22 protein-coding genes are annotated in these 22,621 nt (G+C 38.1%); 11 read left to right on the top strand and 11 right to left on the bottom strand.

Annotated features, from left to right (window positions below; genetic code table 11):
• Positions 1-122: 122 nt before the first annotated feature.
• Positions 123-374, bottom strand: a complete 252-nt coding sequence (locus CPS_RS19495; RefSeq protein ID WP_011045086.1) for a VF530 family DNA-binding protein — start codon at positions 372-374, stop codon at positions 123-125.
• Positions 375-522: 148 nt separating this feature from the next.
• Positions 523-1,251 (bottom strand): glutathione peroxidase, encoded by a 729-nt coding sequence (locus CPS_RS19490; RefSeq protein WP_011045085.1) that lies wholly within the window; start codon positions 1,249-1,251, stop codon positions 523-525.
• A gap of 295 nt (positions 1,252-1,546) precedes the next feature.
• On the opposite strand from CPS_RS19490, the gene hutG reads away from it, so the two are divergent.
• Positions 1,547-2,335, top strand: a complete 789-nt coding sequence (gene hutG, locus CPS_RS19485; RefSeq protein ID WP_011045083.1) for an N-formylglutamate deformylase — start codon at positions 1,547-1,549, stop codon at positions 2,333-2,335.
• 89 nt (positions 2,336-2,424) lie between these two features.
• Complete coding sequence (locus CPS_RS19480) at positions 2,425-3,819, top strand: formimidoylglutamate deiminase (protein ID WP_011045082.1); 1,395 nt, start codon at positions 2,425-2,427, stop codon at positions 3,817-3,819.
• A gap of 47 nt (positions 3,820-3,866) precedes the next feature.
• On the opposite strand, the gene CPS_RS19475 is transcribed toward CPS_RS19480, so the two are convergent.
• A complete protein-coding gene (locus tag CPS_RS19475) occupies positions 3,867-4,223 on the bottom strand; it encodes a hypothetical protein (RefSeq protein ID WP_041737144.1) in 357 nt (118 codons plus the stop codon).
• A gap of 174 nt (positions 4,224-4,397) precedes the next feature.
• Between CPS_RS19475 and ccoG the strand changes: the two genes are divergently transcribed.
• From ccoG to CPS_RS19460, 3 genes are all read left to right on the top strand, one after another.
• Positions 4,398-5,861 carry a cytochrome c oxidase accessory protein CcoG gene (gene ccoG / locus CPS_RS19470; RefSeq protein WP_011045080.1) on the top strand — a complete coding sequence of 488 codons (1,464 nt, stop codon included), beginning with the start codon at positions 4,398-4,400 and terminating at the stop codon, positions 5,859-5,861.
• A complete protein-coding gene (locus CPS_RS19465; RefSeq protein WP_011045079.1) occupies positions 5,861-6,847 on the top strand; it encodes a serine/threonine protein kinase in 987 nt (328 codons plus the stop codon). The genes ccoG and CPS_RS19465 overlap by 1 nt, the downstream gene beginning before the upstream one ends.
• Before the next feature lie 83 nt (positions 6,848-6,930).
• On the top strand, positions 6,931-7,575 hold the full coding sequence (locus CPS_RS19460; protein WP_011045078.1) for a thiol:disulfide interchange protein DsbA/DsbL: 645 nt from the start codon (positions 6,931-6,933) through the stop codon (positions 7,573-7,575).
• Between the two features lie 143 nt (positions 7,576-7,718).
• On the opposite strand, the gene CPS_RS19455 is transcribed toward CPS_RS19460, so the two are convergent.
• The 3 genes from CPS_RS19455 to CPS_RS19445 form a co-directional block, all read right to left on the bottom strand.
• The gene (locus CPS_RS19455) at positions 7,719-8,789 is read right to left on the bottom strand and encodes a trypsin-like peptidase domain-containing protein (protein ID WP_011045077.1); all 1,071 of its coding nucleotides are present in this window, start codon (positions 8,787-8,789) and stop codon (positions 7,719-7,721) included.
• 137 nt (positions 8,790-8,926) lie between these two features.
• On the bottom strand, positions 8,927-10,306 hold the full coding sequence (locus CPS_RS19450) for a Do family serine endopeptidase (RefSeq protein ID WP_011045076.1): 1,380 nt from the start codon (positions 10,304-10,306) through the stop codon (positions 8,927-8,929).
• 127 nt (positions 10,307-10,433) lie between these two features.
• Positions 10,434-10,889: a YhcB family protein gene (locus tag CPS_RS19445; protein WP_011045075.1), complete on the bottom strand. Its 456-nt coding sequence runs from the start codon at positions 10,887-10,889 to the stop codon at positions 10,434-10,436.
• Between the two features lie 419 nt (positions 10,890-11,308).
• On the opposite strand from CPS_RS19445, the gene zapE reads away from it, so the two are divergent.
• Positions 11,309-12,424, top strand: a complete 1,116-nt coding sequence (gene zapE / locus CPS_RS19440; protein ID WP_011045074.1) for a cell division protein ZapE — start codon at positions 11,309-11,311, stop codon at positions 12,422-12,424.
• Between the two features lie 113 nt (positions 12,425-12,537).
• Here the strand turns inward: zapE and CPS_RS19435 are convergent, their stop codons facing one another.
• The 4 genes from CPS_RS19435 to folB all read right to left on the bottom strand — a co-directional run bounded on the left by CPS_RS19435 (position 12,538) and on the right by folB (position 15,224).
• The gene (locus tag CPS_RS19435; RefSeq protein WP_011045073.1) at positions 12,538-13,380 is read right to left on the bottom strand and encodes a tetratricopeptide repeat protein; all 843 of its coding nucleotides are present in this window, start codon (positions 13,378-13,380) and stop codon (positions 12,538-12,540) included.
• A gap of 95 nt (positions 13,381-13,475) precedes the next feature.
• Complete coding sequence (locus CPS_RS19430; RefSeq protein WP_011045072.1) at positions 13,476-14,294, bottom strand: undecaprenyl-diphosphate phosphatase; 819 nt, start codon at positions 14,292-14,294, stop codon at positions 13,476-13,478.
• 61 nt (positions 14,295-14,355) lie between these two features.
• Positions 14,356-14,853 carry a 2-amino-4-hydroxy-6-hydroxymethyldihydropteridine diphosphokinase gene (gene folK, locus CPS_RS19425; RefSeq protein WP_011045071.1) on the bottom strand — a complete coding sequence of 166 codons (498 nt, stop codon included), beginning with the start codon at positions 14,851-14,853 and terminating at the stop codon, positions 14,356-14,358.
• Positions 14,853-15,224, bottom strand: a complete 372-nt coding sequence (gene folB / locus CPS_RS19420; protein ID WP_011045070.1) for a dihydroneopterin aldolase — start codon at positions 15,222-15,224, stop codon at positions 14,853-14,855. The genes folK and folB overlap by 1 nt, the downstream gene beginning before the upstream one ends.
• Positions 15,225-15,379: 155 nt before the next feature.
• Here folB and plsY point away from each other — a divergent pair, with 155 nt between their 5' ends.
• The gene (plsY, locus tag CPS_RS19415) at positions 15,380-15,970 is read left to right on the top strand and encodes a glycerol-3-phosphate 1-O-acyltransferase PlsY (RefSeq protein ID WP_011045069.1); all 591 of its coding nucleotides are present in this window, start codon (positions 15,380-15,382) and stop codon (positions 15,968-15,970) included.
• Positions 15,971-16,227: 257 nt separating this feature from the next.
• Here plsY and tsaD read toward each other — a convergent pair whose 3' ends face one another.
• On the bottom strand, positions 16,228-17,277 hold the full coding sequence (gene tsaD / locus CPS_RS19410; protein ID WP_011045068.1) for a tRNA (adenosine(37)-N6)-threonylcarbamoyltransferase complex transferase subunit TsaD: 1,050 nt from the start codon (positions 17,275-17,277) through the stop codon (positions 16,228-16,230).
• A gap of 565 nt (positions 17,278-17,842) precedes the next feature.
• Between tsaD and rpsU the strand changes: the two genes are divergently transcribed.
• The 4 genes from rpsU (at position 17,843) to rpoD (ending at position 22,573) form a co-directional block, all read left to right on the top strand.
• Positions 17,843-18,058, top strand: a complete 216-nt coding sequence (gene rpsU, locus CPS_RS19405; RefSeq protein ID WP_011045067.1) for a 30S ribosomal protein S21 — start codon at positions 17,843-17,845, stop codon at positions 18,056-18,058.
• Positions 18,059-18,109: 51 nt separating this feature from the next.
• The gene (locus CPS_RS19400; RefSeq protein WP_011045066.1) at positions 18,110-18,559 is read left to right on the top strand and encodes a GatB/YqeY domain-containing protein; all 450 of its coding nucleotides are present in this window, start codon (positions 18,110-18,112) and stop codon (positions 18,557-18,559) included.
• 188 nt (positions 18,560-18,747) lie between these two features.
• Positions 18,748-20,505: a DNA primase gene (gene dnaG / locus CPS_RS19395; protein ID WP_011045065.1), complete on the top strand. Its 1,758-nt coding sequence runs from the start codon at positions 18,748-18,750 to the stop codon at positions 20,503-20,505.
• Between the two features lie 217 nt (positions 20,506-20,722).
• On the top strand, positions 20,723-22,573 hold the full coding sequence (gene rpoD, locus CPS_RS19390) for an RNA polymerase sigma factor RpoD (protein ID WP_011045064.1): 1,851 nt from the start codon (positions 20,723-20,725) through the stop codon (positions 22,571-22,573).
• Positions 22,574-22,621 lie beyond the last annotated feature (48 nt).

The raw sequence follows: 22,621 nt of genomic DNA, 5'->3' as shown, positions 1-22,621 counted from the left end.
CTTATGTGCCTATTTAGTAATTAGTATTACCGCCATCATTAGATATTTTTCGTTGCAATACCAGTACTTTGATCCTATATCTTATTAAATTAGTAGCCAGAGATGCGAATGAATCTGTCGACCTAATCCAAATCACCTGATTCAAATGAATTTTGAATTTTAATTTTATTTTTAATGTAAAGCTGCTCAACCTTTTCTCTAGCCCACGGCGTTTTACGCAGAAACTTTAATGTAGATTGAATACTTGGGTCATCAGTAAAACATTTAATTTTGATTGTTTTACCTAACGTTTCAAAACCAAAGTAGGCTTCTAATTCAGTAACTATGGTCTTGAGAGTTAGGCCATGAAGAGGGTTATAAGGCTGGTTATCCATTATTTATTCCAATAAGTAACATTGTTACTAGCTATTGAGAACTAGTAGTAGCATGTAAACAAAAAACACAATAACGAGAGTATATCATTATTGTGTTTTTATTGGGGTATAGCTTAGTTTTTTAGTGCTTTAATAGTCTAAATACGTACTAGCTAAAGTGCTTTACTAATTCATCATTACCGCCAATATGTTTACCATCGATAAATATCTGTGGTGTAGTATCAGCATTTGAAATAGCACGCATTGCCGTGATTGTTGTGTCTTCACCTAATACTAATTCTTCATACTGTAAACCTTGCTCAGCTAATAATGCTTTAGCTTTAGTGCAGTGAGAACAACCATGTTTGGTGAAAATCGCCACTTCAGTGCTTTGAACTGCTTCAGGGTTGATGAAGTTAAGCATGGTATCAGCATCAGATACTTCAAATGGGTCTCCTGGTAAATCAGGTTCAATAAACATTTTTTCAATAACACCATTTTTAACTAACATAGCATAGCGCCAGCTGCGTTTGCCGAATCCTATTGCCGCTTTATCAACTAATAAACCCATGCCTTGTGTAAATTCACCATTACCATCAGGAATGAAACTAATGTTATCGGCGTCTTGATCTTTTGCCCAAGCATTCATTACAAAGGTATCATTTACAGAAATACAAATAATTTCATCAACGCCGTTGGCTGAGAATTTAGTCGCTAATTCGTTATATCGTGGCAGGTGAGATGATGAACACGTTGGTGTAAATGCACCAGGTAATGAAAAAACTACTACGGTTTTGTTGGCAAAAATTTCCTCTGAATTGCGAGTACTCCATGTGTCATCAGCTATAATTGGAAAGGTAACTGAAGGGACTTTTTGGCCGGTAATATCAGTAAACATAATGAAATCCTTTAGGGTTAGTTGTCATTCTTTGCCAAGTAACTACTTGACTCAATTCGTTAAGATGCAGCTATTATGATAGCTCAACTATTTTAAGTAAAATCTATTAAACCTATCAATGTAATAGGTAGCACCTATTACAAAGGTGAATTAACAACATATCAAAATTCTCAGATTAAAACGAGCAAAAGAAAAGAATTCCATCTGTCCTTGCTCAGAGTAACTAACGCGTGATAAATTAGCTGTCACCAAGTTGTATATACAATTTGATTGGTAGTCAATTTTAGGGGATAGTATGAATACAAGTTATGACTTGGTCACGGGTAATATTGCTATGCTAATCAGCATGCCGCATAACGGGCAATTAGTTCCCGAGAGTATTGCCTGTAACATGACAAAGACTGGTCATCAGGTCCCTGATACCGATTGGTATATGGATAAGCTCTATGATTTTGCTCAAGATCTTGGTATTTATATTATTAAACCTAAATACAGTCGCTATGTTATCGATTTAAATCGAAATATTGATGGTATAAATTTATACCCAGGAGCAAACAGCACAGAGCTTTGCCCAACGACCTCATTTGATTTATCTCCATTGTATATAACGGGTAAAGAACCTGATGAAGCGGAAATTAAGCGAAGAATTGACGGCTACTGGCAACCTTATCACCAAGCCTTAAAAAATACGTTAGCCGATATGAAAGCACAATATGGCAGAGTTGTCTTACTTGATGCTCACTCAATATTGTCACATGTACCTCGTTTCTTTGAGGGTCAATTGCCTGACTTTAATTTTGGTAGTGCTAATGGTGTAAGTTGTAGTACTGAACTGATTAATAAAATCGAAAACCTTGATTTATCGCCTTATTCTACGGTGATAAATGGCCGCTTTAAGGGCGGATACATTACGCGTGGTTATGGTAATCCAGCAGAGAATATACATGCGCTTCAGTTAGAGTTATCACAACGAACTTATATGGATGAACCAAGTGATCATTACAATGAAGATAAAGCAGAAAAAATAAAAGATAAATTACAGATATTTGTACAGTGTTTAGTTGATTTCACTCGAGAGAAATAAGTGATATAGCGAGATTGATTTCATCTTTATGGCAAATTACTCAGGTAATTCCAAATAACAAATTCAGTAGAGTAAATTAGTAGAGCAATATGAAACTATACGCAGAGAATATTTTATTAAACGATGGTTGGGCAAGTAAACAAACTATCACGATAGAGCAGGGCATAATCACTGCCGTAGATGCAGGCAAGATTGAAGGCGCGGAAATAGCTAAAGGTGCTGTGATTCCTGGCATGGTTAATTGTCATTCACACGCTTTTCAGCGCGCTTTTGCAGGTTTTAGTGAGCAAGGCAGTGAAGGACAAGACAGTTTTTGGACGTGGCGAAAAATCATGTATCAATTTTTGGCACAGCTAACCGAGCTTGATGCTAAAAATATTGCGAAGCAGCTGTATATTGAAATGCTAAAAATGGGTTATACCCGTGTCGCCGAATTTCATTATTTACATCATGATATAGATGGTAGTACTTATAATTCTAGTGTTACTACAGACAAGTCAGCTAGCTTAGCAACGATGGCACAAGCTATTTTTGATGCCGCAAAAGAGTCTGGTATAGGTTTGACCTTGTTACCTGTACTTTATCAACACAGTGGCTTTGGTGAACAAACGCCGAGTGATGGACAAAAGCGATTTATCAATTCTACTGAGCAATTTAATCAATTAGTCAGTGATTGTTTCACCTTAAGTGAACAATATTCGAATACTAATGTGGGTATTGCGCCTCACTCTCTACGTGCCGTTGATAAAACATCATTACTTAGTGCGGTGAAACATGTGCGTAGCTTAGACAATCAAGCCCCAATTCATATTCATATTAGTGAGCAACAAAAAGAAGTTGATGATTGTTTGGCCCATTTTGGCCAAAGACCAGTGCAGTGGCTGCTTGATAATGTCGAACTTGATAAGCATTGGTGTTTAATTCATGCAACGCATATTGACGAAGCAGAAAGAAAAGGCATTATCGCTAAAGAGGCTATTGCAGGAATTTGTCCGACAACTGAAGCTAATTTAGGTGATGGAATTTTCCCAACGACAGAGTTTCTAGCAGATAAAGGCACTATAGCCATTGGCTCTGATAGCCACATTTCAGTAAACCCGATTGAGGAATTACGTTGGCTTGAATATGCACAGCGCCTAATTAAGCAACAACGTGCTATTTTAGCTACAGATGAACAGGCTTCCGTTGGGCAAAATTTATGGCAGCAAGCGGCAATAGGTGGAGCGCAGAGTACCAATAGCAATACCGGAAGTTTAGCCATTGGCAAGCAGGCTGACTTATTAGTACTGGACAAGGATAAAACCAAGTTATTTGCCAGTGCTAGCCAACAGTTACTTGATAGTATGATTTTTGCGAGTCAGCAAAATCCAGTGTCAGATGTGATGGTTAATGGTGTGTGGCAAATAAAAGCGCAACAGCATGTTGAACAAGAGCAAGCGAGCGATAACTTTGCTAACTTACTCGTTAGGTTATCTGCTAGCTAGTATTGTTTATATCTATAGATCTGGGGAATGTGCTTTAAATCTAAGATTTAAAGCATGCTTGTATAACGATCTATAGTTGAACAAACTTTCTTTTCATTGGTAATATGAAAATCAATGTCTCTGGTATCGGTTTTACAAATGCTTAAGTAAAATGCCTTTACATTATCCCTTGACGAGGTGATTTCTTTTAATCGCTCAACTTCTTTCTCTGAAAAATTCTCTAGCTCACTTTCTAAATCTAGATAAATCTTATCGGCTTTCAAACGGACTTTAGTATCACTGAATTCACCGAAACCATCAAGCAGAGCTTGCTTCTGCTCGTTATAAAACTCAGTTACTTTCTCGTTTGGATAGAAATGTAAATAGAGTGATGCGGCCACGATTAAGATCAATAAATGCTTCATAAGATGCCATATAATAAATGAGAAGAGTCGATTTTATATTAATTAGTTGTTTTAAGGTATAAATTATTAGCTATTGTCGGCTTTTGTTAATAAAATCATTTATCTTTTTGATACTAGCTTGTAGCCAGTTAGTCATATTTTTAGTAGTTATTTTTCGCTTAACAAGGATTTATCGTGAGAGCAAACGACCAATCATCCTCTACGCCTAAGACAAATAAGCCTGTGGTAGAGCAGCATATCCCAATCAAAAACGTCAAAATTCATGGCAGTAAAAATACTGGTAAAGAACGTTATAAGCCAGGTGACCAAATATATGTTCGTAAAGTATCTGGTTTTTTCCAAAAGCTAAGACAGCGTATGAACTTGGTTTATTTTGCTTTCTTTTTAATTCTTCCTTGGCTTCAGTTCAATGGTCATCAAGCTATATTGTTCGACATCAGTGAACAACGCTTTACCATCTTTAACTTAACACTCTGGCCACAAGATTTAACCTTATTGGCATGGTTTTTTATCTTAGGTGCATTTCTCCTCTTTTTTGTTACCACTTTTTTAGGTCGTGTTTGGTGTGGCTATATGTGCCCACAAACCGTTTGGACTTTCATTTTCATATGGTTTGAAGAAAAAATTGAAGGTACGGCTAACCAGCGCAGGAAGCTAGATGGGCAAAAAGTGACGGGTAATAAGGTTATTCGAAAAACCTTAAAACATAGTGCTTGGTTATTATTTTCCTTGTTTACCGCGATGACATTTGCTGGTTATTTTTCACCGATGCAAGAGCTATTCGTTGATGTCTTTACTTTCGATACCAGTGTGATGATGGCGGGAATTTTAGCTTTCTTCACCTTTGCCACCTATGGCAATGCGGGTTGGATGCGAGAGACTGTCTGTTTGCACATGTGCCCTTATGCGCGCTTTCAGTCAGCTATGTTTGATAAAGATACTTTAACTGTTGCGTATGATGTTGAACGTGGTGAGGGACGAGGTGCTCGTGGTCGAAAACAAGATCATAAGGCGATGGGACTTGGCGACTGTATAGATTGTAATTTATGTGTTGAGGTTTGCCCTACCGGTATCGATATTCGTAACGGCTTGCAATATGAATGTATTAACTGTGGTTCTTGTGTTGATGCTTGTTCGGGCGTTATGGATAAGATGAATTATCCTCAAGGTCTCATTCGTTATACTACAGAGCATGAATTGCAAGGCAAGAAAGTTCACTTAGTTCGTTCTAAGCTTATTGGTTATGCGGTCTTGCTTGTTATCATGAGTACCATGTTAATACTCGAAATTGTTAATCGTGTACCTTTATCGTTAGATATCATTCGCGATCGCACTGAGTTAGCAAGAGAAAACTTTAATGGTGACATTGAGAATGTTTATACCTTAAAAATTCTTAATATGTCACAAACAGATAATACTTATAAACTTTCTGTAAAAGGTATTGAAAATACCCAGTGGCATGGTAAACAAGAAGTGGTGGTTGAGGCTGCGACAGTCTACACACTACCTATCAGTATTTCGGTTGATCCTTATGAATTGGAAAAGTACATGAGTAATATTACCTTTGTTGTAGAACAAGTTTCACCAGAAAGTGAGGCAAGAATCGAGCAAGAAAGCCGATTTTTTAATAAACGCTAATGGCATCATTTGATTTCAGTGCCTTGTCACCAGATTTAATAATTGATGGCTTAGAGAGTGCTGGTTTTAGTGTTGATAGTGGTTTATTAGCGCTTAATAGCTATGAGAACCGTGTTTATCAATTTCATGATGATAATTTAGTTAAATATGTAACTAAATTCTATCGGCCGCAGCGTTGGCAGCTTGCGCAAATAAATGAAGAGCATGACTTTTCTTTTGAGTTGGAGGAACAAGAGTTACCGATTGTTGCACCACTTAAAATAAATGGACAAAGTTTATTTGAGCATCAAGGTTATCATTTTGCGGTATTTCCTTGTCGAGGTGGACGTATTTTTGAGGTTGATAATCTTAACCAGTTAGAATGGATGGGGCGCTTCATTGCGCGCATCCATGCTGTCTCGTCGCAGAATGATTTCATACAACGACCAGATTTCAACAGTGATGAATTGCTTTTTCAAGCGCGTGAAACTATCAAAGCTTCAAATTATGTACCCAAGAGTTTAACGACAGCCTTTTTTACTATTTTGGACCAAGTCATTGCGGTAGCAGCTGAGCAGTATTTACCTGCACAAGGCATGCAACAAATTCGCTTACACGGTGATTGTCACGCAGGTAATATTTTATGGCGTGATGAAGGACCTCACTTTGTTGACTTAGATGATTGTCGAACAGGACCTGCTATTCAAGACCTTTGGATGATGCTATCAGGTGATAGACAACAGCAGCTGTTACAACTTGATACACTATTAATGGGGTATGAGGAGTTCTTTACGTTTGAAAATGACCAGCTTCTTTTGATAGAATCACTAAGAACTATGCGCGTTGTTAATTACATGGCGTGGTTATGTAAACGTTGGCATGATCCAGCTTTCCCACAAAACTTTCCATGGTTTAATACTGAGAAGTACTGGGAGCAGCAGATACTAATGCTTAAAGAGCAAATGTCAGCACTGCAACAACCGCCGTTAAGTTTGAATAATTTTTAGCCTTAATTACGGATAATGAATAAGTAATGTAAATTACTTAGGTTAGTTACTGTAATAGGGCAATTTTACTTTAGGAAATAATAATGAATAAATTACTAAAATCTCTTTTGTTAATGCCGTTGTTGGCTTTATCGGTAAACGCCGCAGCTGCACAATACACTGAGGGTGAGCAATATACTAAAGTGAATGAAACGGTAACTAAGAAAAAAGAAGTGAGAGAATACTTCTCAGTATATTGTGGTCACTGCTTTAAATTTGAGCCTATCATGCATAGTCTTAAAAAGAGCTTACCTGAAGATGCCTCATTTGAACGTAATCATGTTGATTTTCTTCGAGCAGCTAGCCCTAAAATTCAACAAATGATCACTAAGGCTACCGTGGTCGCAGAACAATTAGGTGATTCAGATAAATTAATTGGTGCAGTATTTAACTATATCCATGTACAACGTGCTGTGATTACGACAGAAAAAGATTTGCGTAATATCTTTGTATTAAATGGTGCTGACGGCGACAAGTTTGATAAATTGATGAAAAGCTTTAGTGTTAATTCACAAGCGAAAACAATGAAAAAGTATCAAGAAAATATGACGGCTAAACGTGTATTAACCGGCGTACCAACGATTATTGTTAATGGTAAATATAAAATTGATCCGGCAAAATTAGATCGTAACAATTTTGAGCAAGACTACCAAAATTTAGTAAAATACTTACTTGAATTAGACTCATAAGCGCTATAACCAATAGCGTTTAGTTGGTATTACTATCAGTTAATATAAAAAGTTAATAAAGGTAGTTAACAAAAAAGGCAGACGGTATAAATACCGTCTGCCTTTTTTTTATGAGTATCTAAATTGATTTGTTGTGGCTTAAATTAGTTTCTTAATTCAATGATTTTTACCTTAGCTTCTATGGTATTACCTTGTCGGTAAATCTTGAAGGTTAGCTCTGTATTTGGCTGGGTTTCAGCAATAATATCTAAGGCACCAGTTACGCTATTAATCGACTCATTATCGATCTGATAAACTACATCGCCAACTTGTATTCCCGCTGCTTTTGCAGGGCTATTATCCATGACTTCTTCAATAACAAAGCCTTTTAGTTCTTTATGGTAACGGTTAGTGGAAATACCTAACCAACCTCGTACCACTTTGCCATTTTCAATGATTTGTCGCATTACCTTGTAAGCCAATTGATAAGGTACAGCAAAGAAAATGCCTTGGATTGATAATTGTGGATTTGACTGGGTGAATTTTCTTGAATTAATGCCGACTAAAATACCATTACTGTTGATAAGTGCTCCACCGGAATTTCCTTCATTGATGGCAGCATCCATTTGTAAAAACTCTAAATAGCTAGTGTTACTCAAACCATTACGGCCTGTTGCACTAATAATGCCTTGAGTCACTGTTTGACCTAAATTTAGTGGGTTACCAATCGCAAGAACAATATCACCAACTAGCGATGTTTGCTGCTCCTTTTGTGGGATTACAGGCAAGTTGTTAACATTGACTTTGAGAACCGCTAAGTCAGTATAATGGTCAAAACCTATCAACTCGGCTGGATATATCTGGCCATCTTGCAGTAGTACCTGAATAAGGTCTGCTTGGCGAATTACGTGTAAGTTAGTCAATATATAACCATGGGTGTCCATAATCACGCCTGAGCCTAAGCGAGTACTTTTACGCGCTTTTCGACCGTATTGTGGATTCACTTCAATTTGTTGAGAATAAATATTAACAACAGCAGGGCTAGCGATGCTAACTGCTTTGGCAAATGAAAGTGGTGCTTGTTGCGCTTGACTACCTTTAAAAAGGCTTGTTGCTAAACTGGTATCGTTTAAGCCAGGAACTAATCCAGGTATTAGGAGTAATAACACTACAGCGATCAGGACACCGTAACTTATTGCTGTAATTGTATATTTGATTGAAGAAAAGAGTTTCAAAGGTTATCTTATTTTATGTTGTACCAATGTTTTCAGTGTAACATAAAAAAAGCTGATTACATTGAGTTCGACCGATGCAAGTCGGTCTCGTCAATCTAATCAGCTTTAGGTATTATTTACTCAATAACCTTATATTATTAACGGATCATTATGTACTGGGAATGATTATCCCGAACAATATTTAGCGCTAGTACACCACTTTTATCTTTAAGGTAATCACGTAATTGAGCAATATCTTTGATACGACTACGGTTAACGCCCGTGATAATATCACCTGCTTGAAATCCTGCCCTTTGTGCCGGAGAGCCTTCGGCAACTTGTTCTATGATAATCGCCTGTTTCTTGGTGTCATTTTCTAATTTAGTACCATCTAACATAGTGTGAATACTGGCGGCAGTAATATCTGCACTTTGATCTTGCTTTAACTTAACGGTAAATACTTTGTTGTCTCCATCTCTTATCACCGTTAACTTAACTTTTTTATTCGCACCAATTGAACCAATTTTAGCGCGTAGTTCAAAGAAGCTTTTAATGGCTTTACCATTCACGGCAATGATCACGTCACCTGCCTTAATACCCGCTTCGTCTGCAGCAGAGTCAGGCATCACTTGCTCAATAAAGCCACCTTGACTTGTTTCTAGCTCCATTGCTTTGGCAATTTCGCTGTTAACACTTCGTCCAGATACACCCAGAATACCGCGGTGTACTTCACCAAATTCAATTATCTGCGTAATTAGGTTATGCATCATATTACTCGGGATAGCAAAGCCAATACCGACATTACCACCACTAGGCCCTAATATCGCTGTGTTGATACCAATCAACTCACCGCGCAAGTTAACTAAAGCGCCACCGGAGTTACCACTATTTATGGCAGCATCGGTTTGAATAAAGTCTTCATAATGTTCGATATTTAGATTACTACGTCCTAGCGCACTAACAATGCCAGAAGTAACGGTTTGTCCTAGACCAAACGGACTACCAATCGCGACAGTGAAATCTCCAACACGCAAATTATCGGAATCGGCTAATTTGATTTCACTTAAGTTTTCAGAATCAATCTGTAATAAAGCAATGTCACTTTTTGCATCGCTACCGATTTTCTTCGCTTCTAACTGACGACCGTCTTTTAAGGTGATCATAATTTTGTCAGCATTTTCTATGACATGGTTATTGGTAACAACATAACCTTCATCACTATCAATAATTACACCTGAGCCCAAGCCGCGAAATGGTCTTTGTTGAGGTTGTCCTTGATTTTTTTCTTTATTACCAAAGAAAAATTTGAATGCGTCAGGTACATTTTGTTGTGGCACATTATGGGTGCCTATTACAGAGATACTAACAACAGCTGGAGTCGCATGTTCAAGCATTGGAGCTAAGCTGGGCATTACATGGCCATCTACTTGGGCAGGTAAGTTTGCTAATGCAGGAGCGCTAGTAAGTGCTAAGGTCGATGATAATAATGCGGCACTGATGACAATTGATAATTTAGATGATGTAAATGATTTTTTCATATTTAAGCGTTCTCCGAGGTTTATTGTTAACCCAATAAAAAAAGCTAACTATAGTTCAGTTAACTTTAATAAATACTCCTAAATAGACTGAACTAAAAAGCTTTAGTTCAGTTAATCATGTATCAAATTACACTGTAGTTGTAACTTTTTGTTTCTGGTCGGCAAATAAACCACTTGGGTTTCCTGAATAATCAAGCGGTGCTTCAGTCATGGCTTCAACTGCTTCACTAGCGCGCTTTTGGTGACGTAAAGTCGCCGTTTGTGCTAGTTGTTGCTGAGTTTCAGCAGAGAAAAATGGCATACCTTCAGCTTCTACTGTAGTTGCTTTTTGCAATAACTGAGTACTTTCTTTCATTTGCTTCATGGCTGTTTGACAAGTGTTATTCATTTGGTCAAGTAATTTGGCTGAGCTGTCTAAATGCTCGGCAACATCTAACTTGTATTGATCTAAAGCTGCTTCACTTTTATTGACTTGGTCCGCTAATTTACGTTGCTCTTGGCTTGTACTAGAAAGAAGACGATTTGCGAAAAAACCACCGATGCCGCCGATGATAAAAATGACTAGAGCTATTACTACATTCATAGGGTGTACCTTACATTGTAAATAGAAATTAAATATGGTGCCAAGATAGATTATACTATCATCTAAACAATTTACTTAGTAAAAATATCTAGGTAAAAATTTATTTTTCAAGTGTATATTCCGGTTATCAATCAAGATGCATGTTTCAGAGTGCTGAACAATTTCATTTTAAGACGCTGTAATGAAATAATGGTTATTCCATTATAAGTCACAGCAACAATTAAGTGATGTTGCTCAAGTGCTTCTTCGATGGATTTTAAATAACTTTATACCGAGCTAAATAATTAAATCATAGTAATAACTATGTTTAAATTATTTTTCTTGCTTAAAGTGATTTTAATCTCTACTGAAATTCTGCATTTTGAATGGTAACTGGTATCGACATATTAATAATTGATTCAAAATAACATAGGCTCTCAATGATAAAGCTCTCTCCTATAGATAAGTATAAACAAGATTTAACCAGAGATGATTTTCTCTTTGATGCAGCACAAGAAAATGCGGTTATTCACTTACAACGTTTATATGACGACTTACAAAGCAAGCCATTAGCTGTTTCTGGTTTTAAAAAAGTACTTAACCGTTGGAAAAAAGTTTATAAAAAACAAGAGCAGGAGCCTATCAAAGGATTATATTTTTGGGGAGGTGTAGGTCGGGGGAAAACATATTTAGTTGATACCTTTTTTGAGAGCCTACCTTTCAATAATAAAATGCGTGTGCACTTTCATCGTTTTATGCACAGAGTGCATCAAGAACTCAAAAGTCTGTCTGGACAATCCGATCCGCTAAAAATTATTGCTAAGAAATTTGCAGATGAAACACAAATTATCTGCTTTGATGAGTTCTTTGTTTCTGATATTACCGATGCCATGATTTTAGGCACATTATTTGAAGAGTTATTTGCGCATAATGTCACGTTAGTAGCGACATCTAATATTATCCCTGATGAGTTGTATCGCAATGGTTTGCAACGTGAGCGCTTTTTACCGGCTATAAAACTTATCAATAAGCATACTCTCATTGTTAATGTAGATAGTGGTGTTGATTATCGTCTAAGAACCTTAGAGCAAGCGGAAATCTTTCATTATCCACTTGATGCCCAAGCAGATGAAAATTTAAAGCACTACTTTAAGCAACTCTCTACAGATGAAGGTAAATCAGGGCAATCCATTGAGATTCATAACCGTCCATTAAAAACTGTTTTAGTGAGTGATGGCGTGGTGTACTTTGACTTCTCAGTACTTTGTGAAAGTGCACGTAGCCAAGGTGATTATATGGAAATTAGTCAACTTTATCACACGGTATTAATGGCTAATGTTAAAGAAATGGGCCCTGATAGCGATGACACAACTCGCCGCTTTATTGCGTTAGTTGATGAATTCTATGAACGTAATGTGAAGTTGATTATGTCGGCAGAGCTGCCTTTAGATGATTTGTATAGCGGTGGTCGTTTAGCCTTTGAATTTAAGCGTTGCCTAAGTCGTTTACAAGAGATGCAATCTCATGACTACCTTGCCAGTGAACACCTTCCATAGGCGGTTACTTTTAACTGGAAAGTGTCTCGACCAAAATAAAAAAGCCCGATTCATTAATGAATTGGGCTTTTTATTAGTTCTAACGCTAATTTTGAAGCGTTTAGTGATAGCTATTAATACATTAAGGTGTATAGCTTTCTACGAAACTTTGCTGCCAGCGGATCGCCATCAGGTAAGGCTTTTAATACATCAAGAAATAGCTCTTTGCTTCTCTCTTTTGTACTTTCATCACCTGCTTGTACTAAACGAAATAATATGGTGAGTGCATCTTCTTGACGATTAACTTGGCTGTATTGAGCTGCAAGTTGTTGACTGACATTGATATCATCAGGCGTTGCTTCTAATTGTGCTTCTAATGCTTTTATTTCTGGAGAGTTTTCCGCCTGCTCAGCTAATTCTAGCTTGGCTATTAAAGCGTGATATTGACTATCTTGGTCAACCATCATTATGGTGTCTAATAATGCCTTTGCTTCACTGGTCTTTCCCGTTTGTAAGTAAAGATCAATTAATATTACCTTAATATCAGCGCGATTATTATCAATTTGATAGGCCTGCATGATGATATTTTCAGCTTCAACTAATAGATTATCCCCAAGTGCAGCTTTTGCTTGTGCAAGCAGTATATCTTCAGGTTTTGGTAAGTGACTATCTAAAAACGTAGCAATGCTTGCATCATCTTGTGGTCCAGAAATTCCATCTAGAGGCTGGGCATCTTTTAATAAAATAGCCGTAGGTAAGCCTTTAATACCAAATTGCTCAGCGATTTGCCCTTGGCTTTGACAATCAACAGTCGCTAAAGTGATATGTTCGCTTAGGTTTGATAGCTTAGCCGCTAGTTTATTTCTTAGTTCAACACTCTCAGGTACTTGTTCAGCCCAAAAGCTAACGAGTACTAATTTGTTTTTTGATTCTTCAACAACGACTTGTTGAAAATTATCTAGAGTAATGGCAATCATATTTTATTCTCGAATGTGTTAGTAATATCTTGAAAATTATATTTTTAATATGTAATGGGTGCTGTTTCTACTGAGCCTAGGTATAAGAAAGCCTATCACAAGATAAACCAAAGTAAGCCAACACCTAGAATTAATCGATAGATAACAAACGGCATCATCCCTAGTTTCTCTAATAAAATGAGAAAATAATGAATACAAGCATAGGCGCTAACAAATGCTAACAAACTACCTAATCCCATAGCAAACCAATCGACACTCTCAGTTGATAAAATGAGTTTTAATGTTAGATAACTGCCGGCCATAGCAATCGCAGGAATAGACAGTAAAAATGAAAAACGAGCGGCATTATCACGGCTTAAACCTAACATTAAACCGATAGTCATGGTGATGCCTGAACGTGAGGTTCCAGGAATTAAAGCAACAGCTTGTGCTAAACCAATTAACATTGCCCCCTTAAGCCCCAGTTTCTCCATTGGCTTATGTTCAGTGCGTTTACCGGCCTTGATATCGGCAAAACCTAAAAGGAAACCAAATAACAGGGTAGTCATGGCAATCACTAACGCAGAACGTAAGTGTTCTTCGATAAAGTCTTTACCCAATAAACCAAATAAACCGGCGGGAATTGTAGCGAGTAGAATCCACCATGATAATTTGGCATCAAAACCCCCACGACCTTTCTCTGGACCGACTCCAACAGTACCTAACCAAGCAACTGCCATAACGCCAAGTTCTTTACGAAAATACATCATAACGGCTAATAAAGTGCCAACATGAACGGCAACATCAAAGGCTAGTCCTTGATCTTGCCATCCTAAAACTTGCGAGGGTAATATCAAATGCGCTGAACTTGAAATAGGTAAGAATTCGGTTAAGCCTTGTAATAAGGCTAGGATAATTATTTCTAAAGTGCTCATGGGGTGTTAGTTGTCCTTTACTATTTTGGATGGGGGGAAATAAATTCAATCAGAATCGTCACTACCAGCAGTTAGCTACTATGCTAAGTTGCTGACTGGTTTTATTATAACCTTGCCATAAATCTCGATAAGTTTGTTTTACAATCGGGTGGGTAAGCTCAGGTGCAACTTGACTCAATGGCCATAAAACAAAGGCGTTTTTAATTATTTCATCTCGAGGCAGTTGCGCAGGTTCGTTAATAATTAAATCATCAAACAATAACAAATCAAGATCTAAGCTACGCGGGCTAAACTTCTTCGCGTTATGGTCACGGCCGTGAGAAAATTCTATGGCGCGTAACATACTCGCCACTTCTTCGACATTTTGTGTGCATTTGATGCCTATCACCATATTATAAAAAGCAGCACCATCAAAACCAACGGCCTTGCTTTCAAATAAGGAAGATAATGTTAACTGTTCAAAAGGCAGCTCAAATACTTTAGCTAATGAGAGTAGACCTTGCTTAACGTAATGCTCACGGTTAATGTTGCTGCCTAATGAAATATAGATTTGAGCCATTAAGAGGATATCTCAACAGCTTGCGTGCCACGTTCAATTTCAACACCAACAGTTTGGGCATTATGAACTGCGCCAGGTTTGCCAATGAATAGCTTTAACCAAGGGATTTGGTATTGTGTCATTAAATAACTGGCTAAGCGCTCAGCAAGCGTCTCAATTAAGTCAACGGGATTGTCGTTGGCAAAGCGCTCTATAGCGACTGAGATATCGGCATAATCCAATGTTTTGGCTAGTTCGTCATTGAGTGCTGCATTGGCCGTGTTCCAGCCCATGGCCAGATCAATAACCAAGGTTTGTTTTATTTCTTTTTCCCACTGAAAAAAACCAATGGTGGTTTGGATACTTAAACCCTTAATGAACACCTTATCCATGATTTACCTGTTATGTTGTTAGAAGAACTATTGCAGTACTTAAGCAATTGTTACAAAATAAGAAAGGATTTTACCTGCGAAGTGGTAGAAAAACTAGCAGAGATGAAGATAGAATATTAACCTTATAGTACTTAACAATGGATTTCGTCATTTAGATGTTGCTACTTACGCTCACTATGATCATTGCGGCTTACCTAATAGGCTCTATTTCGAGTGCTATTTTAGTATGCCGATTTTCAGGTCTTCCAGATCCTAGAACAACAGGATCGAAAAACCCTGGTGCAACTAATGTGTTACGTATAAGCAATAAGTTCACTGCTGCAACGGTATTATTTCTTGATATTCTTAAAGGGACTATTCCTGTTTGGGGAGCTTACTTTTTAAAAATAGATTCTCTCTATTTAGGTTTTATTGGTGTTTCCGCTTGCTTAGGGCACATGTATCCAATATTTTTCAATTTTAAAGGCGGAAAAGCAGTAGCTACTGCGCTGGGGACTTTATTACCCATTGGTTTTACGTTGGGGGGATTGTTAATTCTTACGTGGGTATTAGTGGTGAAGCTTACTAAATATTCTAGTCTAGCAGCCATTGTCACTGTCTCTATAGCACCACTTTATGTCTATTTCTTAAAACCGCTATATGTTTACCCAACTTTGATGCTTAGCGCTCTGATACTCTTTCGCCACCGAGATAACATTAAGCGTTTACTTAAAGGGACAGAAAGTAAAATCACTCATAAAATTTAATAAAACCTCTAATAAAACTTAGTAATCACCTATAACACATATAGTGTACAGGTGATTCGTGTTTTATGTTCAGTTGTTAATTAACTGGAGGTAAGGAATTTAAAGCCCATCGTGGATTAGCTTAAAAGGTTAAGTCTGCTTGGTTACTGCTTTTAAATGTTATAAATTTACGTAATCATCCAGCATAAGCAATCATAGCGCCCTGAATATCAGTAGTGAAAAATTCAGGGCAGCACTAGCTGCTTTTTACTTGTTGGCTATTTTACTGGAGGTAATGAATCGAGCGCCCATCGAGGGTTAGCTTTAAAAGTTAAGTCGGCATCTGTTCCTGCTTTTAAACGCTGTAAACCAGCATAAGCAATCATAGCGCCGTTATCAGTGCAAAACTCAGGACGTGGATAAAATACACTGCCACCAAGTTTCTTTGTGGTTATCGCCAGTTGCTCTCGTAAAGCTGTATTGGCGCTTACACCACCAGCAATTACTAATCTGCTTAATTTTTCTTGTTGCAAGGCGCGTTTACATTTTATCGCTAAGGTGTCTACCACTGCTTGTTGAAACGCATTGGCAATATCAGCATGGGTTTGCTTAAGATCGCTATCTGACAAATTCAAACATTCTTTGCGAACTAAGGTTCCTGCCGCTGTTTTTAAACCACTAAAGCTAAAATCTAAACCAGGTCTATCAGTCATAGGGCGGGGTAATTTAAAGCGTCCTGCTTCACCGCTTTCAGCCATCTTAGATAAAGCCGGTCCACCAGGGTAGTCTAAACCTAGCAATTTAGCTGTTTTATCAAACGCTTCACCGGCAGCATCATCAACTGATTCACCAAGTAGTTTGTATTCACCAATAGCATCGACACGTACCAGCATGGTATGTCCGCCAGAAACTAATAAAGCGACAAAAGGAAACTCAGGTACATCATCTTCAAGCATAGGCGCTAATAGATGACCTTCCATATGATGTACAGGAACTGCGGGTAGCTCCCAACCATAAGCCAAACTTCGACCAATGGAACAACCAACCAAGAGTGCGCCAACTAAACCAGGACCAGCAGTGTACGCAACACCGTCTAGATCTTTGGGGGTAAGGTTGGCATCTGCCAATACTTCCTTAATCAGAGGAATAGTCTTACGTACATGGTCTCTTGATGCGAGTTCTGGTACTACGCCACCGTAATCAGCATGAACGGCTATTTGACTATACAAACGATGGGCGAGTATACCTTCAGGACTATCACCTAAACCGTCATCATAAATGGCGATACCTGTTTCATCACAAGAAGTTTCAATACCCAAAATACGCATAAATATGTAATCTCAAAAAAAAGCTCAAAAGGAGGCTCAAAAAATAGGAATAGTAGCCAATAATTACTTGGCAAAATCCCCGTAATTATTGGAGGGACGATTTTACTGTGTTTATACCCGTTACCAATCAAAGTGCAGAGTTTCAGTGGGAATTAAAACCACTTTAGGCAAGGTAAATGATTTAAGCATAGTCATTCTATGGTTAGATTATTTAACGCAGTATAAAGTGATTTTAAACCCATCAAAGAAGCACTTGAGAAACATCACTTCATCGTTGCAGCGACTTATAATGGAACAACCATTATTTCATCACCGCGCCTTGAATTGATATTTCTCAAGCGCTCTGAAACCTGCATCTTGAATGATAACGGGTATATAAGACAGACACCAGCGTATTCAAACAATAACCCTTAAATTAACCTTTACATTAGCGGTGGCTTAGCAGTAGAATACGGCACCAATTTTTAATAGAGTGGGTGTGGATGAGGCAAGCAATGCAATTTTTTGCATTGTTCAGTCGAAATCAGTCACCAATTTATATAGCTACCCTAAGGTAATAAAGTACATGCCAGTAATTAAAGTAAGAGAAAACGAACCATTTGACGTTGCATTACGTCGTTTTAAACGTTCATGTGAAAAAGCAGGAATCCTTTCAGAAGTTCGCCGTCGCGAATCTTATGAGAAGCCTACTTGGGAACGTAAACGTAAGAAAGCCGCTGCTGTTAAACGTGCTGCGAAAAAAGTTTCTCGTGAGAACGCTCGTCGCGTTCGCATGTACTAAGAATTATCTTAGTATAACTATTCTAAGAGATTGCCTATTATGGAGAGAGAAATGTCACTTCTAATACAACTCAAAGATGAAATGAAGATTGCTATGCGAGCCAAAGACAAATTACGTCTTGGTGTAATTCGCATGGCTATTTCTGCAATTAAGCAAGCAGAAATTGATCATAAAACCGAAGCAACTGATAAAAACATCATTGTGATTTTAACCAAAATGGTTAAACAGCGTAAAGAGTCTATTAAGATGTTTACCGAGGGTGGTCGTGATGAATTGGCTGAAAAAGAAGCAGCGGAAGTTGTTGCTTTGAAATTTTTTATGCCGCAACCGCTTAGTGCAGAAGAAATTAATGAATTAATAAGCAAGGCAATCATTGAATCTGGAGCAGCCTCTATGGCTGATATGGGCAAAGTGATGGCAGTGTTAAAACCTTTAATGCAAGGCAAAGCTGACATGGGCGCAGTAAGTGGTCAAGTCAGAGCAGGTCTTCAAGGTTTATAGTTAAGGTTTTATAGCTAACACTATATTAGTGCATTAAACAAAACCGTAATGGCTTTAGCTATTACGGTTTTTTTATGACTTTTTTTTAAGATTTCTTTAACTGAAACTTAAGAAATCGAACTACATTCTTATTCGTATTGTGTAGAATACGAATGTGATATTTCCTTTAACGGTGACGCTTAAACATTATGGCTGGACGCATTTCTCGACAATTTATTGATGACTTACTCAACAGAGCAGATATTGTTGATCTAGTTGATAGCCGAGTACCGTTAAAAAAGGCGGGTAAAAACTACCAGGCCTGTTGCCCATTTCATAATGAAAAATCACCTTCCTTTACTGTGAGTCAAGATAAACAGTTTTATCACTGCTTTGGCTGTGGTGAACACGGTAATGCTATTTCTTTTTTGATGGAATTTGATCGTCTTGATTTTGTTGATGCGGTTGAAGAACTTGCTTCTCATTGCGGAATGGAAGTAGTCCGAGAAGAAAATACTGCTAGCCCAGAAGAGCAACGTCGACAGCAGCAAGTTTACCAACAAAAACAAGATGACTATGAGCTAATGTCGCAAATTAGTCGTTTTTTTCAGCAGCAATTAAAAGTGGCTAGTGACAAAGAAAGAGCTATCGACTATTTAAAAGCTCGAGGGCTCAGTGGTGAGGTTGTTAAGCGCTTTGGTATTGGCTACATAAGTGACGCTTGGGACGGCGTGATGAATAGTTTTTCGCGTAATGGTCAAGCCAATCAGCAATTGATCGACTTAGGTATGGCCATTTCAGGCGATAAAAAACGTCCCTATGATCGTTTTCGTGGACGTATCATGTTTCCCATCAGCGATAAACGTGGTCGAGTCATTGGCTTTGGTGGGCGTGTTTTAGGCGATGAAAAACCCAAGTACTTAAACTCGCCAGAAACACGTGTTTATCATAAGGGCCAAGAACTTTACGGGTTACATGAGGCTAAGCAAGCCAATAAACAACTTAAGCGCTTGATTGTTGTTGAAGGTTATATGGATGTCGTCGCGTTAGCACAACATGGTGTCGATTATGCTGTTGCTTCGCTGGGAACCGCAACGACTTTTGAGCAATTACAAACCTTATTTCGCACTGTTCCTGATGTTATCTGTTGTTATGATGGTGATAGAGCGGGTCGCGACGCTGCCTGGCGAGCGATGGAAAATGCCTTACCTCTTATTCGTGACGGTTTTTCATTAAAATTTGTATTTCTGCCTGATGGTGAAGACCCCGACTCTTTGATTGGAACTCAAGGCCAGCAGGCTTTTGAAACTATTATTGATAACGCCGTGCCGTTATCCAAATTCCTCTTTGAGCAACTCATGCAGAAAGTTGATATGAGCTCTCTAGAAGGAAGAGCTGCATTAGTTGAGTCATTTCAGCCTTATTTATCTAAGCTTCCTGACAGTATTTTAAAAGATGCAATGCTTAATGAAATAGCTAACAATTTTGGTACTGGTAGCGAGCAATTTCTAGCCAAGTTTACTAAGAGTATAAAAAGTACGGCAGTAAAAACGGCAGTTAAAACCAGAACAAAGGTCACCCCAGTAAGATCAGCACTTGCTTTATTGTTAGAACATCCCCATATAGCAAATAGCTTAGGTGATATAAATGTGTTGCAACCATTAACTGTGCCAGGAATACCGCTGTTAATGCAAGTGTTAGGTATATGTCAGCAAAACCCTGATATTAAATCACCACAATTGCTTGAAAGTTTTCGCGGAACTGAGCAAGGCACACAATTAGCAAAGTTGATGTGTTGGCAGCACAATGTGGAAGCTGATGCAGCAACTGATGTGTTTCTTGATAATATTGAGAAGCTTCTGAATGACTTTGTTGAGCAACGTACTGAAGTATTATTACAAAAGGCACGCGCTGGACAAATGACAGCTGAAGAAAAGCAAGAGTTACAAGCATTACTGAATGCTTAATGGTTAGTTTTAGCTATACTTAGTAAGCATGAATGAGATTAGCGTTATTATATTAGCGTTAAATGCTAACAAGCGATTAAGACAGGATATTTGCTGGTAACTGCTTTAAAAATTCGCTATAATTTCCGGCTTTATTGCGTCATTTATTAGCTTTTACTAATGTTTTAAGCGCATATTTTACATCCCATATTTATAATATACAGGTGGACACTCGTCAATGGAACCAGCCCCTCAATCTAGACTTAAAGACCTGATAACCAAAGGTAAAGAACAAGGTTATCTAACGTTTGCGCAGGTTAACGATCATCTTCCACAAGACATAATCGACTCTGATCAAGTTGAAGATATCGTTAGTATGATTAACGATATGGGTATTCAAGTATTTGAAAATGCGCCGGATCAAGATACCTTGATGATGGCTGAAGCAAATACAGATGAAGATGCAGCCGAAGCAGCAGCACAAGCACTTGCGACTGTAGAAAGTGAAATTGGTCGCACAACAGATCCTGTACGTATGTATATGCGTGAAATGGGTACTGTTGAACTTCTAACGCGTAAAGGCGAAATCGTCATTGCTAAGCGTATAGAAGAAGGTATTAAAGAAGTTCAGCGTAGTGTTTCTGAATACCCACCAGCAATAAACTATTTATTAGATATGTGGGATAACTTTGAAGCGGAAGAAGTCCGCTTAACTGATATTATAATCGGCTTTTTAGACCCAGATGCTGAAGATGACGATGTTGCCGCTGCAGCGACGCATGTTGGTAGTGAATTATCGAAAGAAGATCTCGCCAATGAAGATAGCGAAAAGAAAGAAGGCGACGCTGAAGAAGAAGATGAAGAAGAAGAAGATACTGGACCAGATCCAGAGCTAGCGCGTGAAAAATTCACTTTGCTACGCGAAGCACATGAGAATGCTACCAAAGTAGTCAAGAAGAAAGGCCGCGGCCATAAAGACGCTCAAGAAGCTATTGATGCGGTTGCCGAAGTTTTTAAAGAATTCCGTTTAATTCCTAAATTATTTGATAAGTTAGTTAAAAACATGCGTGGCATGATGGACAGACTACGTGTTCAAGAACGTTTGATCATGAAGCACTGTGTTAGTGCTGGTATGCCTAAGACTACATTTATCAAAATATTCCCGGGTAATGAAACCTCAAAAGAATGGTTTGAAGCAGAAAAAGCTGCAGGTAACCCGTATTCAACTAAGCTTGGTGATATTGAGCATGATGTTGAACGTTGTATCTACAAACTTAACCAAATTGAAGAAGAAACCCACCTAAATATTCACGGCATTAAAGATATTAACCGTCGTATGTCTATTGGTGAAGCGAAAGCACGTCGTGCAAAGAAGGAGATGGTTGAGGCAAACTTACGTTTAGTTATCTCAATTGCGAAGAAGTACACCAACCGTGGCTTACAGTTCCTTGATTTAATCCAAGAAGGTAACATTGGCTTAATGAAGGCCGTTGATAAATTTGAATACCGTCGTGGTTACAAATTCTCAACTTATGCAACATGGTGGATCCGTCAAGCAATCACTCGTTCTATTGCTGATCAGGCGCGTACCATTCGTATTCCTGTGCACATGATTGAAACCATTAATAAGCTAAACCGTGTTTCTCGTCAAATGTTACAAGAAATGGGACGTGAACCTACGCCAGAAGAATTAGCTGAACGTATGGTAATGCCTGAAGATAAAATTCGTAAAGTATTGAAAATAGCTAAAGAGCCAATTTCAATGGAAACGCCAATCGGTGATGATGAAGATTCACATCTTGGTGACTTTATTGAAGATGGTAGTGGTGAGCTTCCTGTTGATTCAGCGACTTCAGAAAACCTTAAAGGTGCAACTCATGAAGTACTTGCTGGTTTAACTGCTCGTGAAGCGAAAGTACTTAGAATGCGCTTTGGCATCGATATGAATACTGACCATACTTTGGAAGAGGTTGGTAAGCAATTTGATGTTACTCGTGAACGTATTCGTCAAATTGAAGCGAAAGCTTTACGTAAATTACGTCATCCATCTCGTTCAGAGCAGCTTAAAAGCTTCTTAGATGGTGAATAAAAGTTAAAATTTAAAATAGTACTTTAAATTCTATTTTAAATAGACATA

It is taken from the genome of Colwellia psychrerythraea 34H (assembly GCF_000012325.1).
GTDB classification, from domain to species: Bacteria; Pseudomonadota; Gammaproteobacteria; order Enterobacterales; family Alteromonadaceae; genus Colwellia; species Colwellia psychrerythraea_A.
This window is presented reverse-complemented; position numbering and strand designations above follow the sequence as displayed.

Coding starts and splice junctions, on each gene's coding strand:
- CPS_RS19495 (WP_011045086.1), bottom strand. CDS start 374: ATGGATAACCAGCCTTATAACCCTCTTCATGGCCTAACTCTCAAGACC.
- CPS_RS19490 (WP_011045085.1), bottom strand. CDS start 1,251: ATGTTTACTGATATTACCGGCCAAAAAGTCCCTTCAGTTACCTTTCCA.
- hutG (WP_011045083.1), top strand. CDS start 1,547: ATGAATACAAGTTATGACTTGGTCACGGGTAATATTGCTATGCTAATC.
- CPS_RS19480 (WP_011045082.1), top strand. CDS start 2,425: ATGAAACTATACGCAGAGAATATTTTATTAAACGATGGTTGGGCAAGT.
- CPS_RS19475 (WP_041737144.1), bottom strand. CDS start 4,223: ATGAAGCATTTATTGATCTTAATCGTGGCCGCATCACTCTATTTACAT.
- CPS_RS19465 (WP_011045079.1), top strand. CDS start 5,861: ATGGCATCATTTGATTTCAGTGCCTTGTCACCAGATTTAATAATTGAT.
- CPS_RS19460 (WP_011045078.1), top strand. CDS start 6,931: ATGAATAAATTACTAAAATCTCTTTTGTTAATGCCGTTGTTGGCTTTA.
- CPS_RS19450 (WP_011045076.1), bottom strand. CDS start 10,306: ATGAAAAAATCATTTACATCATCTAAATTATCAATTGTCATCAGTGCC.
- CPS_RS19445 (WP_011045075.1), bottom strand. CDS start 10,889: ATGAATGTAGTAATAGCTCTAGTCATTTTTATCATCGGCGGCATCGGT.
- zapE (WP_011045074.1), top strand. CDS start 11,309: ATGATAAAGCTCTCTCCTATAGATAAGTATAAACAAGATTTAACCAGA.
- CPS_RS19435 (WP_011045073.1), bottom strand. CDS start 13,380: ATGATTGCCATTACTCTAGATAATTTTCAACAAGTCGTTGTTGAAGAA.
- CPS_RS19430 (WP_011045072.1), bottom strand. CDS start 14,294: ATGAGCACTTTAGAAATAATTATCCTAGCCTTATTACAAGGCTTAACC.
- folK (WP_011045071.1), bottom strand. CDS start 14,853: ATGGCTCAAATCTATATTTCATTAGGCAGCAACATTAACCGTGAGCAT.
- folB (WP_011045070.1), bottom strand. CDS start 15,224: ATGGATAAGGTGTTCATTAAGGGTTTAAGTATCCAAACCACCATTGGT.
- plsY (WP_011045069.1), top strand. CDS start 15,380: ATGTTGCTACTTACGCTCACTATGATCATTGCGGCTTACCTAATAGGC.
- tsaD (WP_011045068.1), bottom strand. CDS start 17,277: ATGCGTATTTTGGGTATTGAAACTTCTTGTGATGAAACAGGTATCGCC.
- rpsU (WP_011045067.1), top strand. CDS start 17,843: ATGCCAGTAATTAAAGTAAGAGAAAACGAACCATTTGACGTTGCATTA.
- CPS_RS19400 (WP_011045066.1), top strand. CDS start 18,110: ATGTCACTTCTAATACAACTCAAAGATGAAATGAAGATTGCTATGCGA.
- dnaG (WP_011045065.1), top strand. CDS start 18,748: ATGGCTGGACGCATTTCTCGACAATTTATTGATGACTTACTCAACAGA.
- rpoD (WP_011045064.1), top strand. CDS start 20,723: ATGGAACCAGCCCCTCAATCTAGACTTAAAGACCTGATAACCAAAGGT.